Below are 21,917 nucleotides of genomic sequence, written 5' to 3'. Positions count from 1 at the left end.
TCGAATGGCTGCTTTTAACGTTGAACGCATTACAGACGTTCACCATTGGAATGACACTTTATTTAGTTTTAAAACTACACGTGACCAAAGTTTACGTTTCAAAAATGGTCAATTCGTGATGATTGGTTTAGAAGTCAATGGCAAGCCATTAATGCGTGCTTACTCTATTGCCAGTGCGAATTATGAAGAAGAACTCGAATTTTTCTCAATTAAAGTGCAAGATGGCCCTTTAACGTCAATTTTGCAAAAAGTCCAAGTCGGTGATGAAATCTTAATTTCAAAAAAACCAACAGGCACTTTAGTTTTAGATGACCTCCTTCCGGGTAAAAATTTATATTTATTGTCATCAGGTACAGGCCTTGCACCGTTCTTATCTGTGATTCGTGACCCAGAAACTTACGAACGCTATGAAAAAGTGATTGTGGTACACGGTACACGTTTTGTTAGTGAATTGGCGTATCAAGATTTAATTTTAAATGAATTGCCAAATCATGAATTCTTTGAAGAACTGGGCATTAAAGAAAAATTAGTGTATTACCCAACAGTTACCCGTGAAGAATTCCACACCCAAGGTCGTGTTACTACCGCAATTGAAACAGGCGCAATTTTTGACAAAATTGGTTTGCCTCGTTTTAACCCTGAAACAGACCGTGCAATGCTCTGCGGTAGCCCATCGTTCTTAAAAGATGTGGCAGCATTACTTGACCAACATGGTTTAAAAGAATCGCCACGTATGGGTGAAATGGGCGATTACGTGATTGAACGTGCCTTTGTCGAAAAATAAGCTGTAATATGGTAAAAAGCCAACACTGTCGTTGGCTTTTTGCTTTTTTAGCCGTCTACTTTTTCAAAATTCCGCCTTGCTGCGGCATTTATGTTAACATCGCACCCTGACAAGCTTCTGTCATTTCACCTTCTTTTTCGTTGTAGTTAGTAGCCAAATGAGTTCAACCTTTTCTCTCATCCAGCAAATTGATGCACAATTGCCCCAAACCCAATGTGGTTTATGTGGACATCGAGACGGATGCTTGCCGTATGCCCAATCGATTACACAAGGCGAAGCCGCCAACAAATGCGTGCCAGGCGGGCAACCTGTGGCAGATGCTTTGGCTGAAATTTTACAACGACCAAAATTGATTGCTGAAGCTAGTGCTTGGCCTATTCAAACCGATGGCCGCCCACAGCGTATGAAAGCTGTTATTCGTGAAGATGAATGTATTGGCTGCACCAAATGCATTAGCGCTTGCCCTGTCGATGCGATTATTGGCAGTGGTAAAGTGATGCATACAATTTTAACCGACCTGTGCACAGGTTGTGAACTCTGTATTCCGCCTTGCCCTGTCGACTGTATTGACTTAATTGCCGACCCACAGCCCTTGCCAACACCAGTACAGCAGCAAGCTGAACAAAACGATTTACGCTACCGTTATTATGCACATATTCAACGTGAAGAGCAGCGTAGCATAGTACGCAAAGGCCCTATTGTACGTGCCGAAATTGACAGTGAATTGTTTGCCGAATTCTCACAGTTTTTAACTGCTGTGCCCACTATTCAATTGGCAGAAAAAAATACGGCTGCTCCTGCTACACAAGATGCCAAAACAACCATTCAACTTGCCAAATTACGCACCCAAATCAAAAAACTCGAAAAACAATTATCCGTACGAGACGACATGGTGAAGCGTCAACAATTTGAACAACTGCAAATTGAACTCTCAAAACTCATGGAGGGTGCATGAGCAGTAAAAATATGACTAAAAAGCAGATTCAAACCTTTTTTGAACGCTTACGCGAACAGCGCCCACATCCTGAAACTGAACTAAATTATTCCAATCCATTTGAACTATTAATTGCAGTGATGCTTTCAGCACAGGCCACCGATGTCAGCGTAAATAAAGCCACTGACAAGCTATTTCCTGTTGCCAACACGCCTGAAAAAATCTTTCATTTGGGCGTAGATAATTTAAAAAGTTATATTAAAACCATCGGCTTATACAACTCTAAAGCCGAAAATGTGATTAAAACCTGTCAAATTTTACTCGAACAGCATCACAGTCAAGTTCCAAACAACCGTAAAGATTTAGAAGCTCTACCTGGTGTAGGGCGAAAAACGGCCAATGTCGTACTTAATACTGCCTTTGGCCAACCGACCATGGCGGTAGATACCCACATTTTTAGATTAGGCAACCGCACGGGTTTAGCCATAGGAAAAAATGTATTAGAAGTCGAACATCGCCTCATTAAAGTAATTCCAAAAGAATTTATTCTAGACTCACACCATTGGCTCATTTTGCATGGGCGTTATTGCTGTATCGCGCGAAAACCCAAATGTGGCGAGTGCATTGTGTCTGACGTATGCAATTGGCCTGAACGCTTTGAGTTTGGTGCAATTAAATAAATCTATTGATCTTGATGCTGCTTTAATTTTGGATGTAACTCGCGTTGTTGCGGTTTTTTCGGCAACGCCGCATTTTGTTTTTGTACATCATTTAACATCCGCTTACTTTGGCGAAGCAGTGCCAATAATAAAATAAAGCTAACGACCACCAATGCAATTAATGCAACTTTTAACATTTCGTTCATCCATATAAAAAAGAGCCCTAAATAGGCTTAGGACTCTTTTATGTTAAATTTTAAACCAAAAAATTATTTTGCTTGGTCTAAAATTTTAAACAAGTCAACTTGAACGTCATCAATTGGACGTAAGCCATTTAACTTGTCATAGCTTGGTGCATTTTCGCCAGAAGCAGCACGACCTTGGTAAAAACCAACCAATTGCTCAGTTTCGTTATGATACGACACTAAACGCTTACGAATGGTTTCTTCTTGGTCATCAGGACGTTGCACTAGATCTTCGCCTGTTACATCGTCTTTACCTTCCACTTTAGGTGGGTTATAAACGGTGTGATAGACACGACCCGATGCAGGGTGCTGACGACGACCTGAAAGACGTTGTACAATTTCAGCATCAGCAACATCAATTTCGATCACGTGATCGATGTCGATACCTTCTTTTTCCAAAGCTTCAGCTTGTGGAATGGTACGAGGGAAACCATCGAAAATACAGCCATTCACACAATCAGGCTGTGCAATACGCTCTTTCACTAGGCCGATGATTAAATCATCTGACACTAAACCGCCAGCATCCATGACACTTTTGGCTTTTAAGCCTAATTCAGTACCTTCACGAATTGCAGCACGGAGCATATCACCGGTTGAAATTTGTGGGATATCATAGCGCTTACAGATCAACTGAGCTTGAGTACCTTTACCTGCTCCAGGTGGTCCGAGTAAGATAATGCGCATTTAATAAATCCTCATCTATAAAAAAACAGTCTTAACTTTATATTAGCGTTCAAAGTTAAGCCTTATAAAAAAGCAACAAACAAATGTATTGTACCCGCAATAAAGCCTGTGACTCCACCCAATAAAATCAAAATCCATTCATCCTCTTTAAATGCGGGACGTAATAAGTTCTGAAACTCATCTGGGGTTAATTCGCGGATACGGTCACGAAACATCTGAAATATTTTTCGCGCACGGCTAGCATTAAATGCAGGGTCGCATACGGGAACCATCGTAATTTCAATTGAACGGTCAATCAAGTCTGTTTTTAACTGTGCATACGCTTTTGGCCCCAAAGACAACTGTAAAGTTGTACGAACCAATGGCGTATCCATAATTTGATTGACGTGTTGTTTAACAATACGACGAGTTTTGTCTTTATGAAGACCATACATCATTTCGGTCATAATGGTTTTAACCGTAATTAACTCTTCAGTCACTACTTTGGCAAACACATCGGATACTTCTTCTTGGCGCTTCATAAATGCCCCTTGAATATTATACGTGCCTATGCACGGAATAACAGGGACAATCCACGGAAATTGATGATTTTTGGTGCGTCGGAAAAATTGTGGATATCGCACATAGTGCGGATAGATCGGATTAAACACCATCCAAATGGCAATCCAGTTGGTGAGTAAGCCCCAAATAGACGCCCAAAATGGCACGGTCCAATGCCACGGGACTAAAAACCAAATGATCATTTGGAACAAACCAAAGAAACAACCAATCAGCGCACTAATATGCCAAATAAAGTTAATTTCTTTTTTGCCTACTTTTAAAAACATCCGTACCATTAAACGGCGGTCGCCTTCCATTTGGCTCACCACCATTTCACGCATATCGACCAACGACTCCACATTGGTCGATAATTCAGTCACCAAATGTTCTAGCACACTTGGCAGCTGTTTATGTCCTTGGTCGTATATACGGCGGCGAATTGAATAGGGTAAATTTTCCCAAAGCACCGCATTACGTTCAAGCATGACCTCATCAATTAAGTTTTCAAGGTCTTGATTAATTTGTTCGCCAATAATGCCTGCCATTTCTTCAGGATTCATGGCCTCTAAAAATTCGCTGAGGGAACCAATTTTTTTAAGGGTATTATCGGTAATAATGCCCGAAATTCGCCCTGCCTTGCGTGGCACAATGCCTTGCCAACCTAAGGGCACATTTCCAACATGAACACCCCAAAATTGAATGGGGAAAAATACCATTTTGAGCGCCATCCATACATGCGCCCAAGTCACAAATGCCGTCACAGGAAGAATACTAATCACCGCCCAATGATCGGGCCGATTTAGAAAAACTTGCCACAAGTGACTAATATATTCCAGCATGAAGCACTCTCAAGTTTGGGGTTTTATGTGATGGATTGTGCTATTTTGAACCAATACAATGTCTTAAAGTATACCAAATTTGTATTTTATCGGGGTATTTATTGGCAAAAATGCTCATAAAATGCCAAATATTTGCAGCTTTTATTTAAAGCAATTTACAACTCCTGTAAATTGCTTCACTCCAACGACTTTAAAACAAAGATAGATGTCTAAACAAATCCATTTTTATACCGATGAGTCGACTCTTTTCATCTCTGGGCTTCATTTTTGCGTGCCCATTTCTCCAAAACAACAAGTTTTACCCAGAATGTATAAAAATGTGCTTCATTCATTTGCCGCTTGAGTTAAAATAGTCCGCTTTTCAAGCCCAACAATAGATTGATGAACTGACTATGAAGCAACATTTCCCCTTAAAGAATGTTCAGCAAGAAAAGCGTCTCTTTCGTAGTCGTATCTTCATTGCAATTGGGCTTGTCGTGCTCTGTTTTAGTGCTTTAATTGCACGCTATGTCTATTTACAGATTTTTCATTTTAATGAATTTGCCACAGCATCAGACAATAACAGAATTCGCTTACAACCGCTTGCCCCTGCACGCGGCTATATTTATGATCGGAACGGCGTTTTACTTGCAGATAATTATCCCGTTTTTACTGCTACCTTAAGCAAAGCCGATGTCGATGATATCGACAATACAGTTAAGGCACTGATGCCGATTCTTGGTTTAAACCAAGAAGATGTTGACCGATTTAATAGCCGAATTAAAACTGCAAAAAAAACTGAACGGGTGACGTTAAAACTCAATTTAAATGAAACCGAAATTGCTAAATTTAGCGAAGTAAAGTACAAATTCCCAGGGGTAAAAATTGAAACGCAAATGACGCGTTATTATCCTTACGGCGAATTATTTGCCCATGTCATTGGTTATGTTGGGCGTATCAATGACAAAGAACTAAAAAGTATTAATAAAGATGTTTACGCAGGCACGAACCTCATTGGTAAAATTGGGGTTGAAAAATATTATGAAGATTTATTGCATGGTACACCGGGGAATGAGTCGGTTGAAGCCGATGCGCATGGTAACGTTCTGCGTTATTTAGGTCGTAAAGACCCTGTACGTGGTAACGATCTCTATTTATCTTTAGATTATGGCTTGCAAACTGTTGCATCTGAACAACTTGCGGGTCGTCGTGGTGCAATTGTCGCAATGGACCCTCGCACAGGTGAAATTTTAGCGATGGTCTCAAGCCCAAGTTTTAATCCTAACCTGTTTGTTTCAGGAATTAGCAGTAAAGATTATACTGCTTTGCGTGACAATTTAGACCAGCCCTTATATAACCGTGCCTTGCAAGGGGTTTATCCTCCTGGCTCGACTATTAAACCCGTTGAAGGCTTAGGTGGAATTAACTATAACGTCATCAACTGGGGAACTAAAATTGTTGACCCTGGTTACTTCCACCTCCCTGGCGACTCGCATAAATTCCGTGACTGGAAAAAAGGCGGACATGGCATTGTAGATTTAAATAAAGCCATTCAAGAATCATGCGATACTTATTTTTATACATTGGCCAGTCAAATGGGTATTGAACACATGAATGACTGGATGCGTCAGTTTGGCTTTGGCGCAAAGACAGGAATTGATTTACCAAATGAAAACTCAGGTCTTTACCCAAGCCCTGAATGGAAAATGCGTACGCGTAAAGCAAAATGGCTACGTGGTGAGACCATTTCCGTGAGTATTGGACAAGGTGCATTTACTGCAACGCCAATTCAATTGGCAATGGCAACCTCTATCGTTTCAAATCAGGGAAATCACCTCATACCGCATGTGCTTAGCAGCTCGAAAGGTTCAAAACCATTCCCAATTCGTAATGCTCCTGATGGTAAAGTTGTGTTTAATGGCACTGAAGATGATTGGCTCAAAATGCGTGAAGCAATGGTGAATGTAATCAACTCGGGTACAGGGCGTGGTATTCGTACCAGTGCCTACCAAATTGCGGGTAAGACAGGAACGGCACAGGTCAAAAGTATTGCGCAAGGTAAAAAATATAATGAGTCGATTTTAACCGAACGTCAGCTTGACCATGGTTTATTTGTGGGTTTTGCCCCTGCTGATAATCCACAAATTGCAATTGCGGTAATTTTAGAAAATGGACGACATGGCGGTGCAGCAGCACAATTGGCACGCCCTGTATTTGATTATTGGATGGTACAACGTAAAAATAATCCGATTCGCCCCACCTTACACCAAGTTACAGGTAGCTTAATGACTGCTGGTATTCAACCCGGTCAATTACCAAGTGGCGACAATATTTTACAAGCTGATCCAAATGCCGTGCCAAATAAAGATAAAAACAAACCAAAGGCTAAACCACCACATGCAACAGCACCAAGTGCTCCACAAGCTGAAATTACGGAATAAATGCAATGAAAAATCAATTACGTATTATTGGTGGTGAGTGGAAAAGACGGGTTCTACCCTTTGCCAATATAGAGGGATTACGCCCAACACCAGACCGTGTGCGTGAAACTTTGTTTAATTGGCTAATGTGGGACATTCAAAATGCAATGGTTTTGGATATTTGCACAGGTTCGGGCGCGTTAGGATTTGAAGCATTGTCACGCGGCGCACGTGAATTGGTGATGATTGAACCTGACCCAACACAGGCTAAATTTTTACAGCAAAATCTCAAACTACTGAATATTGCAAATTGTAAATTGTACATCAGTATTGCTGAAAAAGTTTTACCACGCTTGAATCAACAGTTTGATGTAGTCTTTTTAGACCCACCCTATGCTTTAAACTTATGGCATGAACTTGCTGTTCTTGCAGACCCACACATTAAAGCCGCGGGCTTTATTTATGTAGAAGCAGACCGCGATTTACAGCAATTACAACTTCCTGCAACTTGGCAACTGATGAAACAAACCAAAGCAGGCATTGTTCACGCAGGTTTATTTCAAAAACAGGCATTATAAAATTTCCGTGAGATCGTCTAATTCATCGGGGCGATTCTCACGGCGTAACGCATCTGGCAATTGTTCGCGGCGTGTTTGCATGGGCTCATGTTCTCGTCCATCATCATCGTGATAACCATTATCGACCAATATTGGCGTAACTAAACGTGAAGGCAATCGTGTATGGTGTGCATGAACTTGCGGCACAATGCAACCATTCAACGAAACCAAGCACAATAAATATGCCCAAAAGTATTTCATCGCACCGCTCTTAAAATAATGTGCGACTATTTTTAAACTTAAATCATGAAGAATCATGCAAGATTAGGTAACGAATCACGCTCAATCTTGCATGCTTTTTTTTAAATATACTGAAGGCTATACCAACAACACCAAATTCGAATGTCTTTAAATAAAGCGACCAAATAGAATTATGCCAACCCGATAAAGCCAACTAAAGCGACTAAGGCAGCCACAATTTTACGCCCTTGCTGTGGTAAAAAGCGTTGTAATAACGCACCAAGCCCTAAGCCTGCGGCATAAAGAATTGCCATTGCGCTCACCATACCTAACATGAGTGCCGCCCAGTGCCCATGCCCACTCAGCTCTGTACCATGTGCCATACCATGAAACACGGCCAACGAAACTGTTGCCATGGGTAGTAAACTTTCTTGTTTGCGCCACAAGGTATAAGCTAAAAATAAGAGCGATGCCACAATGCCATATTCCGCAGCACTACTTGCAAGCCAATTTTGCGTACCAACGATAAAACCTAACATTAATGAAAATGCCAATCCAAGCAAACCGGTAAGTTGCCAACGTTGCTTAGCGTTATACAACAAAACACCCAAACCCACTGCCATCGACATATGGTCTAAACCAGTGAATGGATGAAAGAAGCCACTTAAAAATCCAAGTTCAGGAAACTCATGTCCAGGATGTGCCATTGCCACAGCAGGTAGACCTGCCAATAGCGCAATAAAAACTTTATTTATTTTTTGCATTGTCATCTCCTGCAAGCTTAGGCTTTAAATAGGCCTTGTTTTTCAATAAATTCGATAATTTGTGCCAAACCATCTTCAGTTTTCATATTTGAAAATAAAAATGGTTTCTCACCACGCATACGCTTAGCATCTTGATCCATGACATCTAAATTTGCCCCGACCATTGGTGCAAGGTCGGTTTTATTAATAATGAGTAAATCGGATTTGGTAATACCCGGCCCGCCTTTACGTGGGATTTTTTCGCCACCTCCCACATCAATCACATAAAGTGTTAAGTCTGATAATTCAGGGCTAAAAGTTGCAGCCAAATTATCACCACCACTTTCAATGATAATCAGCTCTAAACCCTCAAATTTTTCACATAAATCATCAATTGCAGCCAAGTTAATGGAGGCATCTTCACGAATGGCTGTGTGTGGACACCCACCCGTTTCAACTCCAACAATGCGCTCAGGTGACATCGCTTCATTACGGGTCAAAAAGTTTGAATCTTCCTTGGTATAAATGTCATTGGTGACCACCGCCATATTGTATTTATCGCGCAGCGCACGACATAAATTTAAGGTTAACGCAGTTTTACCTGAACCGACTGGGCCACCAATTCCAACACGTAATGGGCTACGTTCTATCATGCTTCATTCCTTTTAATTGAGTGTTATTCACTACATTACGATGGGTTTTTTAAATACGATTAAGATCGGAATAATCTTGAATATTGCATTTCATGTTGCATACTGAGCATGGCATAGCGAGGTAAAGCACTACTGAGTTGATCGTCCTCTAACGCCAAAGCTTGCTCTACAGCTGTGGGCACTAAACCATGTAAATGCCACAAAATGCGTTGTCCCGCCATTTGCCCTAAAGGCACTGTTTTTACAGCGGCCAACACTTGGTTTTCAAGCACACTGAAGCTATATGCGGTGAGTACATCGGCTGCGTTCAAGTTTAGTCGTCCGCACAGTTCTGCATATACAGGTACAAAACCAAATTGTTTTTTAACCAATACGGGCATTTTCAACACATCTTTAATCCAAGCATTCAAAGAAAATGCCAATTGCTGCGACTCTGCCAATAATTCCTTACTTTCACGACTGGCTTTATATAAGGTTGCCCAATGTAAAAACTGTTCATCATCGTCATAAAATTGTATCAAGCGTTTTAACACGGGCAATTCAAAGCGAACCAAGAGCATCTGCAATACTTCTTCAAAGTATTGAATACTGCTTGCTTCATCGTGAACTAAGCCAATTTCAATTGCAGTTTCCACCCCTTGAGAATAGCAATATGCCCCAACAGGTAATGCTGTTGAAGACAAAGTAAGTAGCTTTAACAACTGCGCAGCATTAATGGACATGGTGTAAAGACTTAATTGGGCTTAAACCGTTGCTCTCTGCTTTCGATAAACGCTCATGGCTGTGCGCATGCTGTGCATAAGCACCACTTTCAGGCTCGAAGGCATGTTGTACTTGCGTCACATTTAAACCTAAGCCTTCAACCATTTCTGCTAAAACATGGTCAGGTTCAAAATATAAAGCGGTCGGCGTTAACATTAAGGGAACATGGCGATTCCCCAAGTGATACGCCGCCTTGAGTAATTCAAAATCGGTTTTTGCCGTCACTTGCATTAACTGCTCGGGTTTGGCATCTACACGTAATATGTCACCTTCACGGGTTGCAATAAATGAACCGCTACGCAAAATACCTGTACGTGGCAGGTCTGCACCAATATCTGTACCATTGGCTAAAGTGGCACGAAAACGTGATTTTTGGCGGGTGTCAAAGGTTAACGCGACCGTTTCAAAATGTTGATTCGATGCAATTTCGTCGAGACGTTGGGTGTAGATTTTCATTACATTCTATCCATCAATGTATACATTTAATCAAAACAAAAAGTATCGCTGTGCCATCGGCAATACATCGGCAGGCTCACAAGTCAACAATTCACCATCGGCACGGACTTCATAGGTTTCAGGATGAACGTCCATCACAGGACAATACGAATTATGCTTCATATCTACTTTGCTGATATTTCGGGTATTTTTACACGGGCTAATCATTTTTTTTAATTGCAATTGCTCGGCCACACCCTGCTCAATCGCCACTTTTGACAAGAAAGTCATACAAGTTCGATGTACACCACGGGTATGTGCACCAAACATCGGACGATAATGTACAGGCTGTGGTGTTGGAATTGAGGCATTAATGTCGCCCATTGGTGCAGCTGCAATCATGCCACCTTTAATAATCATGGAGGGTTTAACGCCAAAAAATGCCGGTTTCCACAGCACTAAATCCGCCAACTTCCCTTCTTCAACCGAACCCACTTCATGGCTGATACCGTGGGTAATGGCTGGATTAATGGTGTATTTTGCAATATAGCGTTTCACACGATTGTTATCATGCGTCGTATTATCACCTTGTAATGCGCCACGCTGAACTTTCATTTTATGCGCAGTTTGCCACGTGCGAATAATCACTTCACCGACTCGCCCCATCGCTTGTGAATCGGATGACATCATGGCGATTGCGCCTAAATCTTGTAAAATATCTTCGGCGGCAATGGTTTCACGGCGGATTCGACTTTCGGCAAATGCCACATCTTCTGAAATTGCTGGATCTAAATGGTGACAGACCATCAACATATCCAAATGTTCATCAATGGTATTGACGGTATATGGACGAGTCGGATTGGTCGATGAGGGTAAAACATTGGCTTGACCAATCGCTTTTAGAATATCAGGTGCATGTCCACCGCCCGCCCCTTCAGTATGATAAGTATGAATGGTACGATTTTTAAATGCTGCCAGTGTTTCTTCTAAAAAACCACTTTCGTTAAGCGTATCGGTATGAATGGCGACTTGTACATCAAATTCATCTGCGACGGTCAGGCAGTTATCAATGGCTGCGGGCGTTGAACCCCAATCTTCATGCAGTTTTAAGCCCACCACACCAGCTTTGATTTGTTCACGAATTGGATCGGGTAAACTTAAATTTCCCTTACCGAGCAAGCCAATATTCATCGGTAAATCATCAATGGCTTGTAACATAGTGCCAATATGCCAAGGACCCGGCGTGACGGTCGTTGCCGATGTCCCTGCTGCTGGCCCTGTCCCGCCACCAATCATGGTGGTAACGCCTGACATGAGTGCTGTTTCAACTTGTTGCGGACAAATCCAGTGAATATGCGTGTCGACACCACCTGCGGTTAAAATCTGTCCTTCACCTGCAATGACTTCGGTGGCGGCTCCCAGTGGAATAGTTACATTGGGCTGAATATCAGGATTTCCCGCTTTACCAATTTTCCAAATGCGGCCATTTTTTAAGCCTACATCAGCTTTAACAATCCCCCACCAATCGATGATCAGCGCATTGGTAATCACGGTATCCGCAACATCTTCAGCAAGTAATTGTGATTGCCCCATACCATCGCGAATGACTTTGCCACCACCAAATTTGACTTCTTCGCCATAGGTGGTGAGGTCTTGTTCAACTTCAATAAATAGTTCAGTATCTGCTAAACGAACGCGATCACCCACTGTTGGGCCAAACATTTCTGCGTATGCACGGCGTGACATTTTCATTTGTAATAACCCTTATCTTTTTAGTCTAATCCAATGCGCCCATCACACGACCTGCAAAACCATAGACTTCACGCTTACCTGCCAAAGCCACCAATTCAACTTCACGACTTTGCCCCGGTTCAAAACGTACTGCTGTACCTGCTGCAATGTTTAAACGGAATCCTCTGCTTTGCGCTCGATCAAACTGTAATGCATCATTGGCTTCAAAAAAATGGAAGTGCGAACCAACTTGAATTGGGCGATCACCTGTATTCACCACGCGTATTTTTAAGGTGCTACGTCCAACATTGAGTTCAATATCAGTATTTGGCGTTATAATTTCACCCGGAATCATCGCGTTCTCCTTTTATACAATCGGCTGATGCACCGTGACCAATTTCGAACCATCGGGGAAAGTGGCTTCGACTTGTACTTCTGCAATCATTTCTGCAATGCCATCCATCACATCATCACGGCTCAAAAGCGTCGTACCATAATGCATTAACTCGGCTACGCTCATACCATCACGTGCGCCTTCAAGCAGTGCTGCCGAAATAAAAGCAATCGCTTCTGGATAGTTTAATTTTAAACCACGGGCTTTGCGTCGCTCGGCAATTAGGCCGGCGGTAAAAATTAACATTTTGTCTTTTTCTGTAGGATTCAGTTCCATGCATTTTTCCTAAATCTAGTCTGGTTTTAACTTAAGCAAAATGTATGCTAGAAAACAGCATAATCTATTTATATGTTTTGAAAATAAACGATTTGACTGATATCACGTCCGCCAAATTCGTGGGAATTCCTCATCTAATAGAAACCAATAGCGGCGTAATTTGGCACGAATAGCCGCAAATGCATCGTGACATTGTCGTGCATCATTACCTAAATAACGCGCGCACATCACATCACCTAACAAAGTTAAGGTAACAGAAGCTTTCATCCGCACCATCAACTCACGAATCCATTCAAGCTGTTGTTCTAAAATCACCGAGGAACGAAATTTTTCAGGTGCAACCGCCCACAAGCTTCCCATCACTGCACAATTATTCATCCCTAAACAAGAACTTAACCAACGATCATTACCTGCAAAACTTAGAATATCGGCAACAAGTAAGTTTTGTTCACGCCACAATTTAACTTCACTACGATAATGCCCTTTCGCAAATTGTTCTGCACGCGACTGCCGACCAATCACCAACATGTCCCAACCAATAAAACTAGCCGACTGAGCCAAATGAATATGATTGCTGCTTTCAGCAACTGCACCATTAAAGAGCATGGTTTCTTGTGGCAACCACTCTAAAGTTGCATTGGCATCGACTTTAATTTGAATATGCTGAAACGCTTGTTTGGCATTGGTTTGATACCATTTTCCTGCCCCCGGCGTGGTGACCAATCCATGTGCATTTTCTGCTACATGAATTTGGAAACTTAAATGATCACCACCGGCAATGCCCGCAGGTGGATGCACAATAATGGCGTGACAAACACCAGTTTTTTCAGGCCACAACATTTTTTGCACGCGTATAGGGCCAAAATGTTTTCTATGCTTTAAAATAGTGCGATCATCTTGCGCACAAAAACCCAGTTCTAATTGTGCGAACCACTGGGACGTTGCAGAATGCTGCGGTTTGAGCGAAATATTCATCTTAATAACATCATTCAACATTCTGTTTTGAGTTTTATTAGCGAAAATTACGCCAAGTTTGAATTTTTAAAATTTTAGTGGATTAATTTTCATCATTCTTTTTTATCACAACATAAAAAAGGATGCTATATCAGCATCCTTTTTAACCGCACTAAACCGTAATTTAGAACAAACGGTTTAAACCATTTAATGCCGCAACACGGTAAGCCTCTGCCATGGTTGGGTAGTTAAATGTGGTTTCAATAAAGTACTTCATGCTGTTATTCGGGCTTTGCATAACCGCTTGGCCAATGTGAATAATCTCAGCTGCATTATTACCAAAACAATGAATCCCTAAAATAGCTAAGGTATCGCGGTGGAACAAAATTTTAAGCTCACCTACCGTATCGCCCGTAATTTGCGCACGCGCCAAATGACGGAATGACGATTGTCCAACTTCATACGGAATTTTTTCTTCGGTAAGTTGCTGCTCGGTTTTCCCGAACGATGAAATTTCAGGAATGGTATAAATCCCTGTTGGAATATCGGTCACAGGTTTTACATTTTCCTCACCACTCATGTTGGCGCCCGCACAGCGCCCTTGGTCATAAGCGGCAGACGCTAAAGACGGCCAACCGACAACATCGCCCGCAGCATAAATATTTTCAACTTCGGTTTGGTATTTTTCATTTACCGTTAATTGACCACGGCTATTTGGTTTTAAACCGACATTTTCAAGCCCTAAACCATCGGTATTACCCGAACGGCCGTTACACCATAAAATGGCATCGGCTTTAATTTTCTTACCACTTTGTAAATACAATACCACGTGATCATCAAACGTTTCTAAATGATCAATTTGTTCATTATGACGAATCAAAACACCTTGTTCACGTAAGTGATACGATAAAGCATCTGAAATTTCGGTGTCTAAGTAACTTAGCAATTGTGGTTGGGTATTAATTAAATCAACTTTATGATTCAAACCAATAAAAATCGAAGCATATTCACAACCAATCACCCCTGCACCATAAATAATAATTTTATTGATGCTGTAATCGAGGTCTAAAATTTTATCTGAATCAAATACGCGTGGATGTTTAAAGTCTAAAATTTCAGGTTGATATGGACGACTACCTGTGGCTATCACCAATTCATCAAAAATAATGGTTTCTTTAATGCCTTCAGGGGTAAACACCATCACTGTATTTTTGTCTTGCACATAGGCACGACCATGATATACATCAATATTATTACGGTCATAAAAACGAGTATGGGTCGCCACTTGTTGTTGAATCACGCGATGCGCGTGACTTAACACTTGCTTCATGGTGAATTTTTTCCACTCACCAACTTTTTGAAACATTGGGTCACGTTGGTAACGAATAATACTCGAAACCGTTTGACGCAACGCTTTACTTGGAATAGTCCCCACATGCGCACAGTTGCCACCCAGTTGCTCATGCATTTCGACAATTGCAACTCGCTTACCAGATTTGGCAAGTTTCATGGCTGAACCTTCACCCGCAGGACCTGAGCCAAGCACAACGGCATCATATTTAACAAAATTCCCTCGAATGACTTCTTTCTTGCGTCGCATTCAACACGTCCCTTTCAATTTATTTTGGCGCTATTTTATCGCAAATTTTAGTAAAATATCGGTGATTTTATTGTATTTCCACAACATATATCTTTTATGACACTATTTTTTAGCGAAATGCGTTTTCATCGCTAAAGCATGTGATTTTTCGTTATAATAGTGGACTTAGCACGCAAATCGCTATCGTCAAACAGTGGAAAAGTTGAATATGACAAGTAACCGTAAACCTGAACAGGGGGTCAAACTACGTGGCGCAGAGAAAGTCGCTCGAATTCCTGTAAAAGTGATTCCTACGGTTGAAGTGCCGCGTAAACCCGATTGGATTCGCGTTAAAATGACTGCACCAGAAGAAGTGCAACGCATTAAAACCACGTTACGCGCACAAAAATTACATACCGTATGTGAAGAAGCTGCCTGCCCAAACCTACCTGAATGCTTCGGTGGTGGCACAGCAACCTTTATGATTATGGGCGACATTTGTACCCGTCGTTGTCCATTTTGTGATGTTGCACATGGTCGTCCAAATGCACTCGATGCCGATGAACCTCGCCACATGGCAGAAACCATTTCAAACTTAAATTTGAAATATGCCGTAATTACTTCGGTTGACCGTGACGACCTACTCGATGGTGGCGCACAACATTTTGTCGACTGTATTAAAGAAGCACGCGCTTTAAGTCCAAAAACCTTATTAGAAATTTTAGTGCCTGACTTCCGTGGTCGTATGGATGTCGCACTGCGTATTATGACTGAATGCCCACCCGACGTTTTCAACCACAATATTGAAACCGTACCACGCCTATATAAAGCCATGCGTCCAGGTTCAGACTATCAGCATTCTTTAACCTTACTCAAAATGTTTAAAGAATATTGCCCTGATGTACCAACCAAATGCGGTTTAATGGTAGGTTTAGGTGAAACGGAAGAAGAAGTCATTTCATTGCTAGATGATTTACGCGCGCACGGTGTCGATTATGTGACTATTGGCCAATACTTACAGCCATCGAAACAACACGCACCACTCGACCGTTTTGTGACCCCAGAAGAGTTCGAGCGTTATGCTGAACATGGGCGTAAACTTGGCTTTAGAAATATTTGGTCTGCACCAATGGTGCGTTCAAGCTATTTTGCCGACCGTCAATATTATGGTGAGCCTGTGCCTGCGGTACGCCGTAAAGCTGATCCTGCCAAGAAAATTGCAATTCACGCTGTTGAAGCTTAAATGCTAAAATAAAAAACCTCTCAAGTTGAGAGGTTTTTTATTTCAGATATAACGCTCAACTTATTTAGCAATAAATTTAATGTCGGTTGGGCGACCAATTTGTAGTGCAGTATGTGTTGGTGTCAATGAACCATCTACAGCATTACGCTTAAATGTCGAAACAGTATTACTAAAGACATTCGAGACGAACAAATACGTTCCTGTTTGGTCAAATGCAAATGCACGCGGTTCTGCACCACCACTGTTATACTGCCCTGACAATGTTAATCTTCCTGTCTTAGCATCCACAGCATACACTACAATTTCGTTAGTTTTACCACGGTTACCTACATACAAAAATTTACCATCAGGTGAGAACAACAACCCAGAGGCACTTTTCGTATCTGCATTTGTTTTTGTGGTTAAGTTCTCTTGTTGAAGTAATTGATATTTCCCTGCTTTCTTTGCAAATACCGTTACCTGCGCTGCCATTTCGGTGGTTGCATAGGCATATTGACCATTTTTTGAGAACAATAAATGACGTGGGCCACTGCCCGCAGGAAAACGTAAATTTTGCTCAGGTGTCGCTTTTAATGGTGTCTTTGCATTTGCCTGATAAGCATAAGCTCGAATAACATCACCACCCAAGTCTGCTAAAAAGACACGTTTACCATCTGGTGTAAAAGTTACCGAATGCGCATGTCCACTGGCTTGGCGCTCTGCAATGACTTTACTGCCTTCACCAAATGCAATATTTTGCACAAACTGACCAATCGAACCATCTTGATTTAATGCAAACACCGCAACGCCCGCACCTCGACCACTCACAGAGTAATTCGAAATTAAAAGATACTTTTCATCTGGAGAAACTTCGGCATGTGCAGGTTGCTGTCCTTGACTATCGACACGATTTAATAATTTTAAATTACCATCAGCATCAATTTTGAATGCCGAGACACCACCATTAATTTCACGGCCATCCTCATTGGTGCTATAAAGTGTTTTTTGATCTTTTGATACAGCTAACCACGATGGGCTAATGGTCGAGGTTGAACCCAACGCTACCAATGAACCATCAGCATTTAATCGAACCCGATAAATGCCCTGACTTTCAGTCACACTAGGCACAGCACTTGGACTCTCACTGGTCCATGTACCCACAAAAAATTCTTGTACAGGCACCTGCTCGGCTGCAAAACTGTGTACAGAAAAAAGGGATGATGCAGAGAGAATACTCATTAATGCAAGTTTTTTTAAAGTCATGTATTGTTCCATTCAATAATTGTTGTTCCATTTCATACAAAACAGTCTTTCTGTCGAAATCCTGCTTTGCTCAACGTATTTTTTCCATCTCGAGCAAATGAAAGTGAATAAGCTTTCACATGATGAAGTAACAGCCGATTCCCTATTGACCGCCATCATCATTCATTTACCAAGCTTTTACGCTGCTATTTTGTCGAAATAGCATCTAAATTCCATTTTCACTCACACCATATTACAATAAAACATAAACTCATCTCTCGCATTATTGTTTTCGTAAATGCAGCTATTCATCTCATCATTTGAGTAAAAATAAAGCAAAAACAACATCGGCAATGAAATTCAAACAGCATGATTATTCCATCCAGTCACTTGCATACGCATCTGTAATTTATTTTTTATATAAATCCATCATAAACACCGAGAAAAGTTATCAATGCGATAAAATACTTCTATAATAGATCCCCATTAACGCGAAAGTCTGTTTTAACCCATAAAACTTAAACTTTAGCGACTGCTTTTAAGTCAATTTCTTCTTTGTGATTCGGCTTATCGATCAATATTTGCAATCTTATCTGCTTGCAACACATCAAAATATTTAGGTACTAGCATGGAAATCAAGGTTAATTATCTCGACAACCTTCGACAAGAAGCAAAGTTTGATGACTTTACCGTAATCGCCGATCAACCCATTCGCTATAAAGGCGATGGTTCAGCGCCGGGCCCATTCGACTATTTTTTGGCTTCATCTGCACTGTGCGCCGCTTATTTTGTCAAAGTTTACTGTGCTGCACGCGATATTCCAACCGACAACATTCGTTTATCACAAAACAATATTGTTGACCCAGAAAACCGTTATAAACAGATCTTTAAAATTCAAGTAGAGTTACCTGCCGATATTTCGGACAAGGATCGTCAAGGCATTTTACGTTCAATTGATCGTTGTACGGTCAAAAAAGTGATTCAAACTGGCCCTGAATTTATTATTGAAGAAGTATCTAGCATTGATGCCGATGCACAAGCGTTATTGATGCCAAATGCTGCTTCAGAAAGTAGCACCTATATTGCAGGTAAAGACCTTCCGCTTGAAGAAACCATTGCCAATATGTCGGGCATTTTAGCCAATTTAGGCATGAAGATTGAAATTGCATCTTGGCGCAATATTGTCCCTAATGTTTGGTCTTTACATATTCGCGATGCGCAGTCGCCAATGTGTTTTACCAATGGGAAAGGCTCAACCAAAGAAAGTGCTTTAGCATCGGCTTTGGGCGAATTTATTGAACGTTTAAATTGTAACTTCTTCTATAATGATCAATTCTGGGGTGAGGACATTGCCAATTCAGAATTTGTGCATTATCCAGATGAAAAATGGTTTAAACCTGGCCCAAATGGGGAATTGCCACAAGAAATTTTAGATGAATATTGCCTTGGAATTTACAATCCAGAGGATGAATTACTCGGCACACATTTGTATGACACCAACTCAGGCAATACCGAACGTGGCATTTGTTCATTGCCTTTTGTACGTCAATCCGACCAAGAAGTGGTATATTTCCCATCTAACCTAATTGAAAATTTATATTTAAGTAATGGCATGAGCGCAGGCAATACTTTGGCTGAAGCTCAAGTGCAATGTTTGTCTGAAATTTTTGAACGTGCGGTGAAACGTGAAATTTTAGAAGGTGAAATTGCCTTACCTGACGTACCACAAGAAGTTTTGGCCAAATATCCAAGCATTGTGGCAGGCATTCAAGGTTTAGAAGAACAAGGCTTCCCTGTTTTAGTCAAAGATGCCTCGTTGGGTGGCGACTTCCCAGTGATGTGCGTGACCCTAATGAACCCACGTACGGGCGGTATTTTTGCTTCTTTTGGCGCACATCCAAAATTTGAAGTGGCATTAGAACGCAGCCTGACCGAACTATTACAAGGGCGTAGTTTTGAAGGCTTAAATGATTTACCTCAGCCAACTTTCCAATCCGAAGCAGTAACCGAACCCAATAACTTTGTGGAACATTTTATTGACTCAAGCGGTTTGGTGTCATGGCGTTTCTTTAGTGCAAAATCGGATTACGATTTTGTGGAATGGGACTTTACCAACGATGGAGAATATTCAACTGAAGAAGAGGCGGCTGAATTATTTAGCATTTTAGAAGATATGGGCAAAGAAGCCTATATGGCGGTGTATCAGCATTTAGGTGCAACGGCGTGTCGTATTTTAGTACCTGATTATTCTGAAATTTATTTGGTAGAAGACTTAATTTGGGACAATACCAACAAAGCCTTAGGTTTCCGTGAAGATATTTTAAATCTACATCGTTTAGATCAAGCCCAACTTGAAGCGTTGGTTGAACGTTTAGAAGAATGTGATGCCGATGACTATACCGAAATTGCGACGTTAATTGGCATTGAATTTGATGACAATACGGTATGGGGACAGCTCACTATTCTGGAGCTAAAACTGTTAATTTATCTGGCACTTGAGCAATTTGAAGAGGCTAAAGAGTTAGTAGAAGCATTCTTACAGTACAACACCAATACCGTTGAACGCGGTTTATTTTATCAATGTCTGAACGTCGTGCTAGAAGTCCTGCTTGATGATGAAATGGAATTGGAAGATTATGAAACCAATTTCCGTCGTATGTTCGGTCAAGAACGTATGGATGCAGTGATAGGTTCAGTCGAAGGAACGGTGCGCTTTTATGGCTTAACGCCAACCAATATGCAGCTTGAAGGACTTGATCGTCATTTACGCTTAATTGAAAGCTATAAAAAACTGCACAAAGCCCGTGCTAAAGCAGTCAATTTAAGCCTTTAATTCAGCAAAAAGAATGTGAACCAGATGAATCTTGGGGTTCAAATGGTTCATGTTACCAACGAATTAATCACCTGCCAACCGAGCATAAATAAGATACAACCACATTCCAACCAACATTGCGGCAATAAAATACCAAATTTGAATATAGCCTAGACCAATTAAAGTAAGCGCAGGTGCTGGGCAAATGCCGGCAATCCCCCATCCAATACCAAACATCATCGCACCAACGATTAACTTCAAGTCAATTTTTCTATTTTCTGGCAATGAAATATCATCATTGAACAAAGTTTTAGGATGTCGCTTCGCTTTTTGAAATGGAATAATTGCAACAGCAATTGCCCCAACCATCACAAAGATTAAACTAGAATCAAATTGACCAAAAATATCTAAAAAATTCAATACTTTTTGTGGATTGGACATTCCTGAAATTAATAACCCTAAGCCAAATAAACAACCAAACAAGAAAGCTAAGCCATTTTTCATCGCACTGCTCCAATCACATGTCTGATTACATATACAGTCAGCATTCCTGTCATGATAAATAAAATCGTGGCAAGAATAGACCTGAAAGACAAGCGGCTAATCCCACAAATACCATGACCACTAGTACAACCAGATCCTAACCGTGTTCCAAAACCCACCAATAAGCCCGCAATAATCAACATCTTTACAGAAGACTGAAATACAATTTCAGGCTTTATAAATTGTTTATAAACAAATGATACACTGATTAATCCAGCTAAAAACCAAAACCCAGAGTGATTAAAAAAAAACTTTGGCTGTAGTAATTGTGCAATTAAGCCGCTAATTCCCGCAATACGACCATTTACATATAAATAACCTATCGTAGCAAAGCCAATCATGGCCCCACCTATCAAAGCAGCTATGAAATTTGGCATAATTCACCTAAATCAAGATCGATAAAGCCAATAATTTATAATTATGACAATATTTTGATCATGTTTAAACATCAAAAAAAGTATGTTGAACCCAACTATTTCATCAACTATCGCACAGCGCTTCAATATTCAAGCAAAATTAAAAACAACCAACTCTTGTCTTACACCTTTTAATGCATTCACAAGAAATGAAGATACAAAGCACTAACACAAGCAATCAAAATACACAAAAATTAACCACTAACATACTTCAAGCCCTATGTACTAGTTAAATTACATAAATTAAAATAAACGAATACATTTCATTCATCAT

Annotated in this window: 23 protein-coding genes; 7 read left to right on the top strand and 16 right to left on the bottom strand. The window is 40.9% G+C overall.

The features are described 5' to 3' along the window. Positions 1-4 precede the first annotated feature (4 nt). The 3 genes from FXN70_RS08585 to nth all read left to right on the top strand — a co-directional run bounded on the left by FXN70_RS08585 (position 5) and on the right by nth (position 2,398). Entirely contained in the window at positions 5-784 is a 780-nt protein-coding gene (locus FXN70_RS08585; protein WP_324647055.1) for a ferredoxin--NADP reductase, read from the top strand. 157 nt (positions 785-941) lie between these two features. Beyond that, a complete protein-coding gene (locus FXN70_RS08580) occupies positions 942-1,739 on the top strand; it encodes an RnfABCDGE type electron transport complex subunit B (RefSeq protein WP_324647054.1) in 798 nt (265 codons plus the stop codon). Then, the gene (nth, locus tag FXN70_RS08575; RefSeq protein WP_324647053.1) at positions 1,736-2,398 is read left to right on the top strand and encodes an endonuclease III; all 663 of its coding nucleotides are present in this window, start codon (positions 1,736-1,738) and stop codon (positions 2,396-2,398) included. The genes FXN70_RS08580 and nth overlap by 4 nt, the downstream gene beginning before the upstream one ends. Before the next feature lie 2 nt (positions 2,399-2,400). Here the strand turns inward: nth and FXN70_RS08570 are convergent, their stop codons facing one another. From FXN70_RS08570 to FXN70_RS08560, 3 genes are all read right to left on the bottom strand, one after another. Further along, positions 2,401-2,574 (bottom strand): hypothetical protein, encoded by a 174-nt coding sequence (locus FXN70_RS08570; RefSeq protein WP_324647052.1) that lies wholly within the window; start codon positions 2,572-2,574, stop codon positions 2,401-2,403. A 72-nt stretch (positions 2,575-2,646) separates the two neighbouring features. Further along, positions 2,647-3,306: an adenylate kinase gene (gene adk, locus FXN70_RS08565; RefSeq protein WP_324647051.1), complete on the bottom strand. Its 660-nt coding sequence runs from the start codon at positions 3,304-3,306 to the stop codon at positions 2,647-2,649. A 62-nt stretch (positions 3,307-3,368) separates the two neighbouring features. Next, on the bottom strand, positions 3,369-4,685 hold the full coding sequence (locus tag FXN70_RS08560) for a hypothetical protein (protein WP_324647050.1): 1,317 nt from the start codon (positions 4,683-4,685) through the stop codon (positions 3,369-3,371). A 392-nt stretch (positions 4,686-5,077) separates the two neighbouring features. Here FXN70_RS08560 and mrdA point away from each other — a divergent pair, with 392 nt between their 5' ends. Both mrdA and rsmD read left to right on the top strand, forming a co-directional pair. Further along, on the top strand, positions 5,078-7,105 hold the full coding sequence (gene mrdA, locus FXN70_RS08555; RefSeq protein WP_324647049.1) for a penicillin-binding protein 2: 2,028 nt from the start codon (positions 5,078-5,080) through the stop codon (positions 7,103-7,105). Positions 7,106-7,110: 5 nt separating this feature from the next. Then, positions 7,111-7,662, top strand: a complete 552-nt coding sequence (gene rsmD, locus FXN70_RS08550; RefSeq protein WP_324647048.1) for a 16S rRNA (guanine(966)-N(2))-methyltransferase RsmD — start codon at positions 7,111-7,113, stop codon at positions 7,660-7,662. On the opposite strand, the gene FXN70_RS08545 is transcribed toward rsmD, so the two are convergent. From FXN70_RS08545 to sthA, 10 genes are all read right to left on the bottom strand, one after another. After that, the gene (locus FXN70_RS08545; RefSeq protein WP_324647047.1) at positions 7,657-7,902 is read right to left on the bottom strand and encodes a hypothetical protein; all 246 of its coding nucleotides are present in this window, start codon (positions 7,900-7,902) and stop codon (positions 7,657-7,659) included. The two genes, rsmD and FXN70_RS08545, sit on opposite strands and share 6 nt — an antisense overlap. A 170-nt stretch (positions 7,903-8,072) precedes the next feature. Next, positions 8,073-8,645 carry a HupE/UreJ family protein gene (locus FXN70_RS08540; RefSeq protein ID WP_324647046.1) on the bottom strand — a complete coding sequence of 191 codons (573 nt, stop codon included), beginning with the start codon at positions 8,643-8,645 and terminating at the stop codon, positions 8,073-8,075. Positions 8,646-8,662: 17 nt separating this feature from the next. Beyond that, on the bottom strand, positions 8,663-9,277 hold the full coding sequence (gene ureG / locus FXN70_RS08535; protein ID WP_324647045.1) for an urease accessory protein UreG: 615 nt from the start codon (positions 9,275-9,277) through the stop codon (positions 8,663-8,665). 59 nt (positions 9,278-9,336) lie between these two features. Continuing rightward, a complete protein-coding gene (locus FXN70_RS08530) occupies positions 9,337-9,999 on the bottom strand; it encodes an urease accessory protein UreF (protein WP_324647044.1) in 663 nt (220 codons plus the stop codon). After that, positions 9,989-10,495, bottom strand: coding sequence for an urease accessory protein UreE (ureE, locus tag FXN70_RS08525; RefSeq protein WP_324647043.1), 507 nt, complete (start codon positions 10,493-10,495; stop codon positions 9,989-9,991). Before ureE ends, FXN70_RS08530 begins: the two co-directional genes overlap by 11 nt. Before the next feature lie 30 nt (positions 10,496-10,525). Continuing rightward, positions 10,526-12,226, bottom strand: coding sequence for an urease subunit alpha (ureC, locus tag FXN70_RS08520; RefSeq protein WP_324647042.1), 1,701 nt, complete (start codon positions 12,224-12,226; stop codon positions 10,526-10,528). A gap of 25 nt (positions 12,227-12,251) precedes the next feature. Continuing rightward, positions 12,252-12,560: an urease subunit beta gene (locus FXN70_RS08515; protein WP_324647041.1), complete on the bottom strand. Its 309-nt coding sequence runs from the start codon at positions 12,558-12,560 to the stop codon at positions 12,252-12,254. A gap of 12 nt (positions 12,561-12,572) precedes the next feature. Further along, complete coding sequence (ureA, locus tag FXN70_RS08510; RefSeq protein ID WP_324647040.1) at positions 12,573-12,875, bottom strand: urease subunit gamma; 303 nt, start codon at positions 12,873-12,875, stop codon at positions 12,573-12,575. A 102-nt stretch (positions 12,876-12,977) separates the two neighbouring features. Then, on the bottom strand, positions 12,978-13,850 hold the full coding sequence (locus FXN70_RS08505) for an urease accessory protein UreD (protein WP_324647039.1): 873 nt from the start codon (positions 13,848-13,850) through the stop codon (positions 12,978-12,980). 163 nt (positions 13,851-14,013) lie between these two features. Next, positions 14,014-15,429: a Si-specific NAD(P)(+) transhydrogenase gene (gene sthA, locus FXN70_RS08500; protein ID WP_324647038.1), complete on the bottom strand. Its 1,416-nt coding sequence runs from the start codon at positions 15,427-15,429 to the stop codon at positions 14,014-14,016. A 208-nt stretch (positions 15,430-15,637) separates the two neighbouring features. On the opposite strand from sthA, the gene lipA reads away from it, so the two are divergent. Beyond that, positions 15,638-16,651, top strand: coding sequence for a lipoyl synthase (gene lipA / locus FXN70_RS08495; protein WP_324647037.1), 1,014 nt, complete (start codon positions 15,638-15,640; stop codon positions 16,649-16,651). A 60-nt stretch (positions 16,652-16,711) separates the two neighbouring features. On the opposite strand, the gene FXN70_RS08490 is transcribed toward lipA, so the two are convergent. Further along, positions 16,712-17,893 (bottom strand): lactonase family protein, encoded by a 1,182-nt coding sequence (locus tag FXN70_RS08490; RefSeq protein WP_324647036.1) that lies wholly within the window; start codon positions 17,891-17,893, stop codon positions 16,712-16,714. Between the two features lie 607 nt (positions 17,894-18,500). Between FXN70_RS08490 and FXN70_RS08485 the strand changes: the two genes are divergently transcribed. After that, positions 18,501-20,705 (top strand): OsmC domain/YcaO domain-containing protein, encoded by a 2,205-nt coding sequence (locus tag FXN70_RS08485; protein ID WP_324647035.1) that lies wholly within the window; start codon positions 18,501-18,503, stop codon positions 20,703-20,705. Between the two features lie 63 nt (positions 20,706-20,768). On the opposite strand, the gene FXN70_RS08480 is transcribed toward FXN70_RS08485, so the two are convergent. Next, positions 20,769-21,188, bottom strand: a complete 420-nt coding sequence (locus FXN70_RS08480; RefSeq protein ID WP_324647034.1) for a DUF6691 family protein — start codon at positions 21,186-21,188, stop codon at positions 20,769-20,771. Beyond that, positions 21,185-21,604: a YeeE/YedE family protein gene (locus FXN70_RS08475; RefSeq protein ID WP_324647033.1), complete on the bottom strand. Its 420-nt coding sequence runs from the start codon at positions 21,602-21,604 to the stop codon at positions 21,185-21,187. Before FXN70_RS08475 ends, FXN70_RS08480 begins: the two co-directional genes overlap by 4 nt. Positions 21,605-21,917 lie beyond the last annotated feature (313 nt).

Source organism: Acinetobacter sp. MD2, from assembly GCF_035615575.1.
GTDB lineage: Bacteria > Pseudomonadota > Gammaproteobacteria > Pseudomonadales > Moraxellaceae > Acinetobacter.
Note: the sequence above shows the minus strand (reverse complement) of the source record. Positions and strands in the feature narration are given on the sequence as shown.

Coding starts and splice junctions, on each gene's coding strand:
- FXN70_RS08490 (WP_324647036.1), bottom strand. CDS start 17,893: ATGACTTTAAAAAAACTTGCATTAATGAGTATTCTCTCTGCATCATCC.
- FXN70_RS08530 (WP_324647044.1), bottom strand. CDS start 9,999: ATGTCCATTAATGCTGCGCAGTTGTTAAAGCTACTTACTTTGTCTTCA.
- ureE (WP_324647043.1), bottom strand. CDS start 10,495: ATGAAAATCTACACCCAACGTCTCGACGAAATTGCATCGAATCAACAT.
- FXN70_RS08580 (WP_324647054.1), top strand. CDS start 942: ATGAGTTCAACCTTTTCTCTCATCCAGCAAATTGATGCACAATTGCCC.
- lipA (WP_324647037.1), top strand. CDS start 15,638: ATGACAAGTAACCGTAAACCTGAACAGGGGGTCAAACTACGTGGCGCA.
- FXN70_RS08545 (WP_324647047.1), bottom strand. CDS start 7,902: ATGAAATACTTTTGGGCATATTTATTGTGCTTGGTTTCGTTGAATGGT.
- FXN70_RS08505 (WP_324647039.1), bottom strand. CDS start 13,850: ATGAATATTTCGCTCAAACCGCAGCATTCTGCAACGTCCCAGTGGTTC.
- FXN70_RS08585 (WP_324647055.1), top strand. CDS start 5: ATGGCTGCTTTTAACGTTGAACGCATTACAGACGTTCACCATTGGAAT.
- FXN70_RS08475 (WP_324647033.1), bottom strand. CDS start 21,604: ATGCCAAATTTCATAGCTGCTTTGATAGGTGGGGCCATGATTGGCTTT.
- FXN70_RS08480 (WP_324647034.1), bottom strand. CDS start 21,188: ATGAAAAATGGCTTAGCTTTCTTGTTTGGTTGTTTATTTGGCTTAGGG.
- ureA (WP_324647040.1), bottom strand. CDS start 12,875: ATGGAACTGAATCCTACAGAAAAAGACAAAATGTTAATTTTTACCGCC.
- rsmD (WP_324647048.1), top strand. CDS start 7,111: ATGAAAAATCAATTACGTATTATTGGTGGTGAGTGGAAAAGACGGGTT.
- ureC (WP_324647042.1), bottom strand. CDS start 12,226: ATGAAAATGTCACGCCGTGCATACGCAGAAATGTTTGGCCCAACAGTG.
- FXN70_RS08570 (WP_324647052.1), bottom strand. CDS start 2,574: ATGTTAAAAGTTGCATTAATTGCATTGGTGGTCGTTAGCTTTATTTTA.
- adk (WP_324647051.1), bottom strand. CDS start 3,306: ATGCGCATTATCTTACTCGGACCACCTGGAGCAGGTAAAGGTACTCAA.
- mrdA (WP_324647049.1), top strand. CDS start 5,078: ATGAAGCAACATTTCCCCTTAAAGAATGTTCAGCAAGAAAAGCGTCTC.
- sthA (WP_324647038.1), bottom strand. CDS start 15,429: ATGCGACGCAAGAAAGAAGTCATTCGAGGGAATTTTGTTAAATATGAT.
- FXN70_RS08485 (WP_324647035.1), top strand. CDS start 18,501: ATGGAAATCAAGGTTAATTATCTCGACAACCTTCGACAAGAAGCAAAG.
- ureG (WP_324647045.1), bottom strand. CDS start 9,277: ATGATAGAACGTAGCCCATTACGTGTTGGAATTGGTGGCCCAGTCGGT.
- FXN70_RS08540 (WP_324647046.1), bottom strand. CDS start 8,645: ATGCAAAAAATAAATAAAGTTTTTATTGCGCTATTGGCAGGTCTACCT.
- nth (WP_324647053.1), top strand. CDS start 1,736: ATGAGCAGTAAAAATATGACTAAAAAGCAGATTCAAACCTTTTTTGAA.
- FXN70_RS08515 (WP_324647041.1), bottom strand. CDS start 12,560: ATGATTCCGGGTGAAATTATAACGCCAAATACTGATATTGAACTCAAT.
- FXN70_RS08560 (WP_324647050.1), bottom strand. CDS start 4,685: ATGCTGGAATATATTAGTCACTTGTGGCAAGTTTTTCTAAATCGGCCC.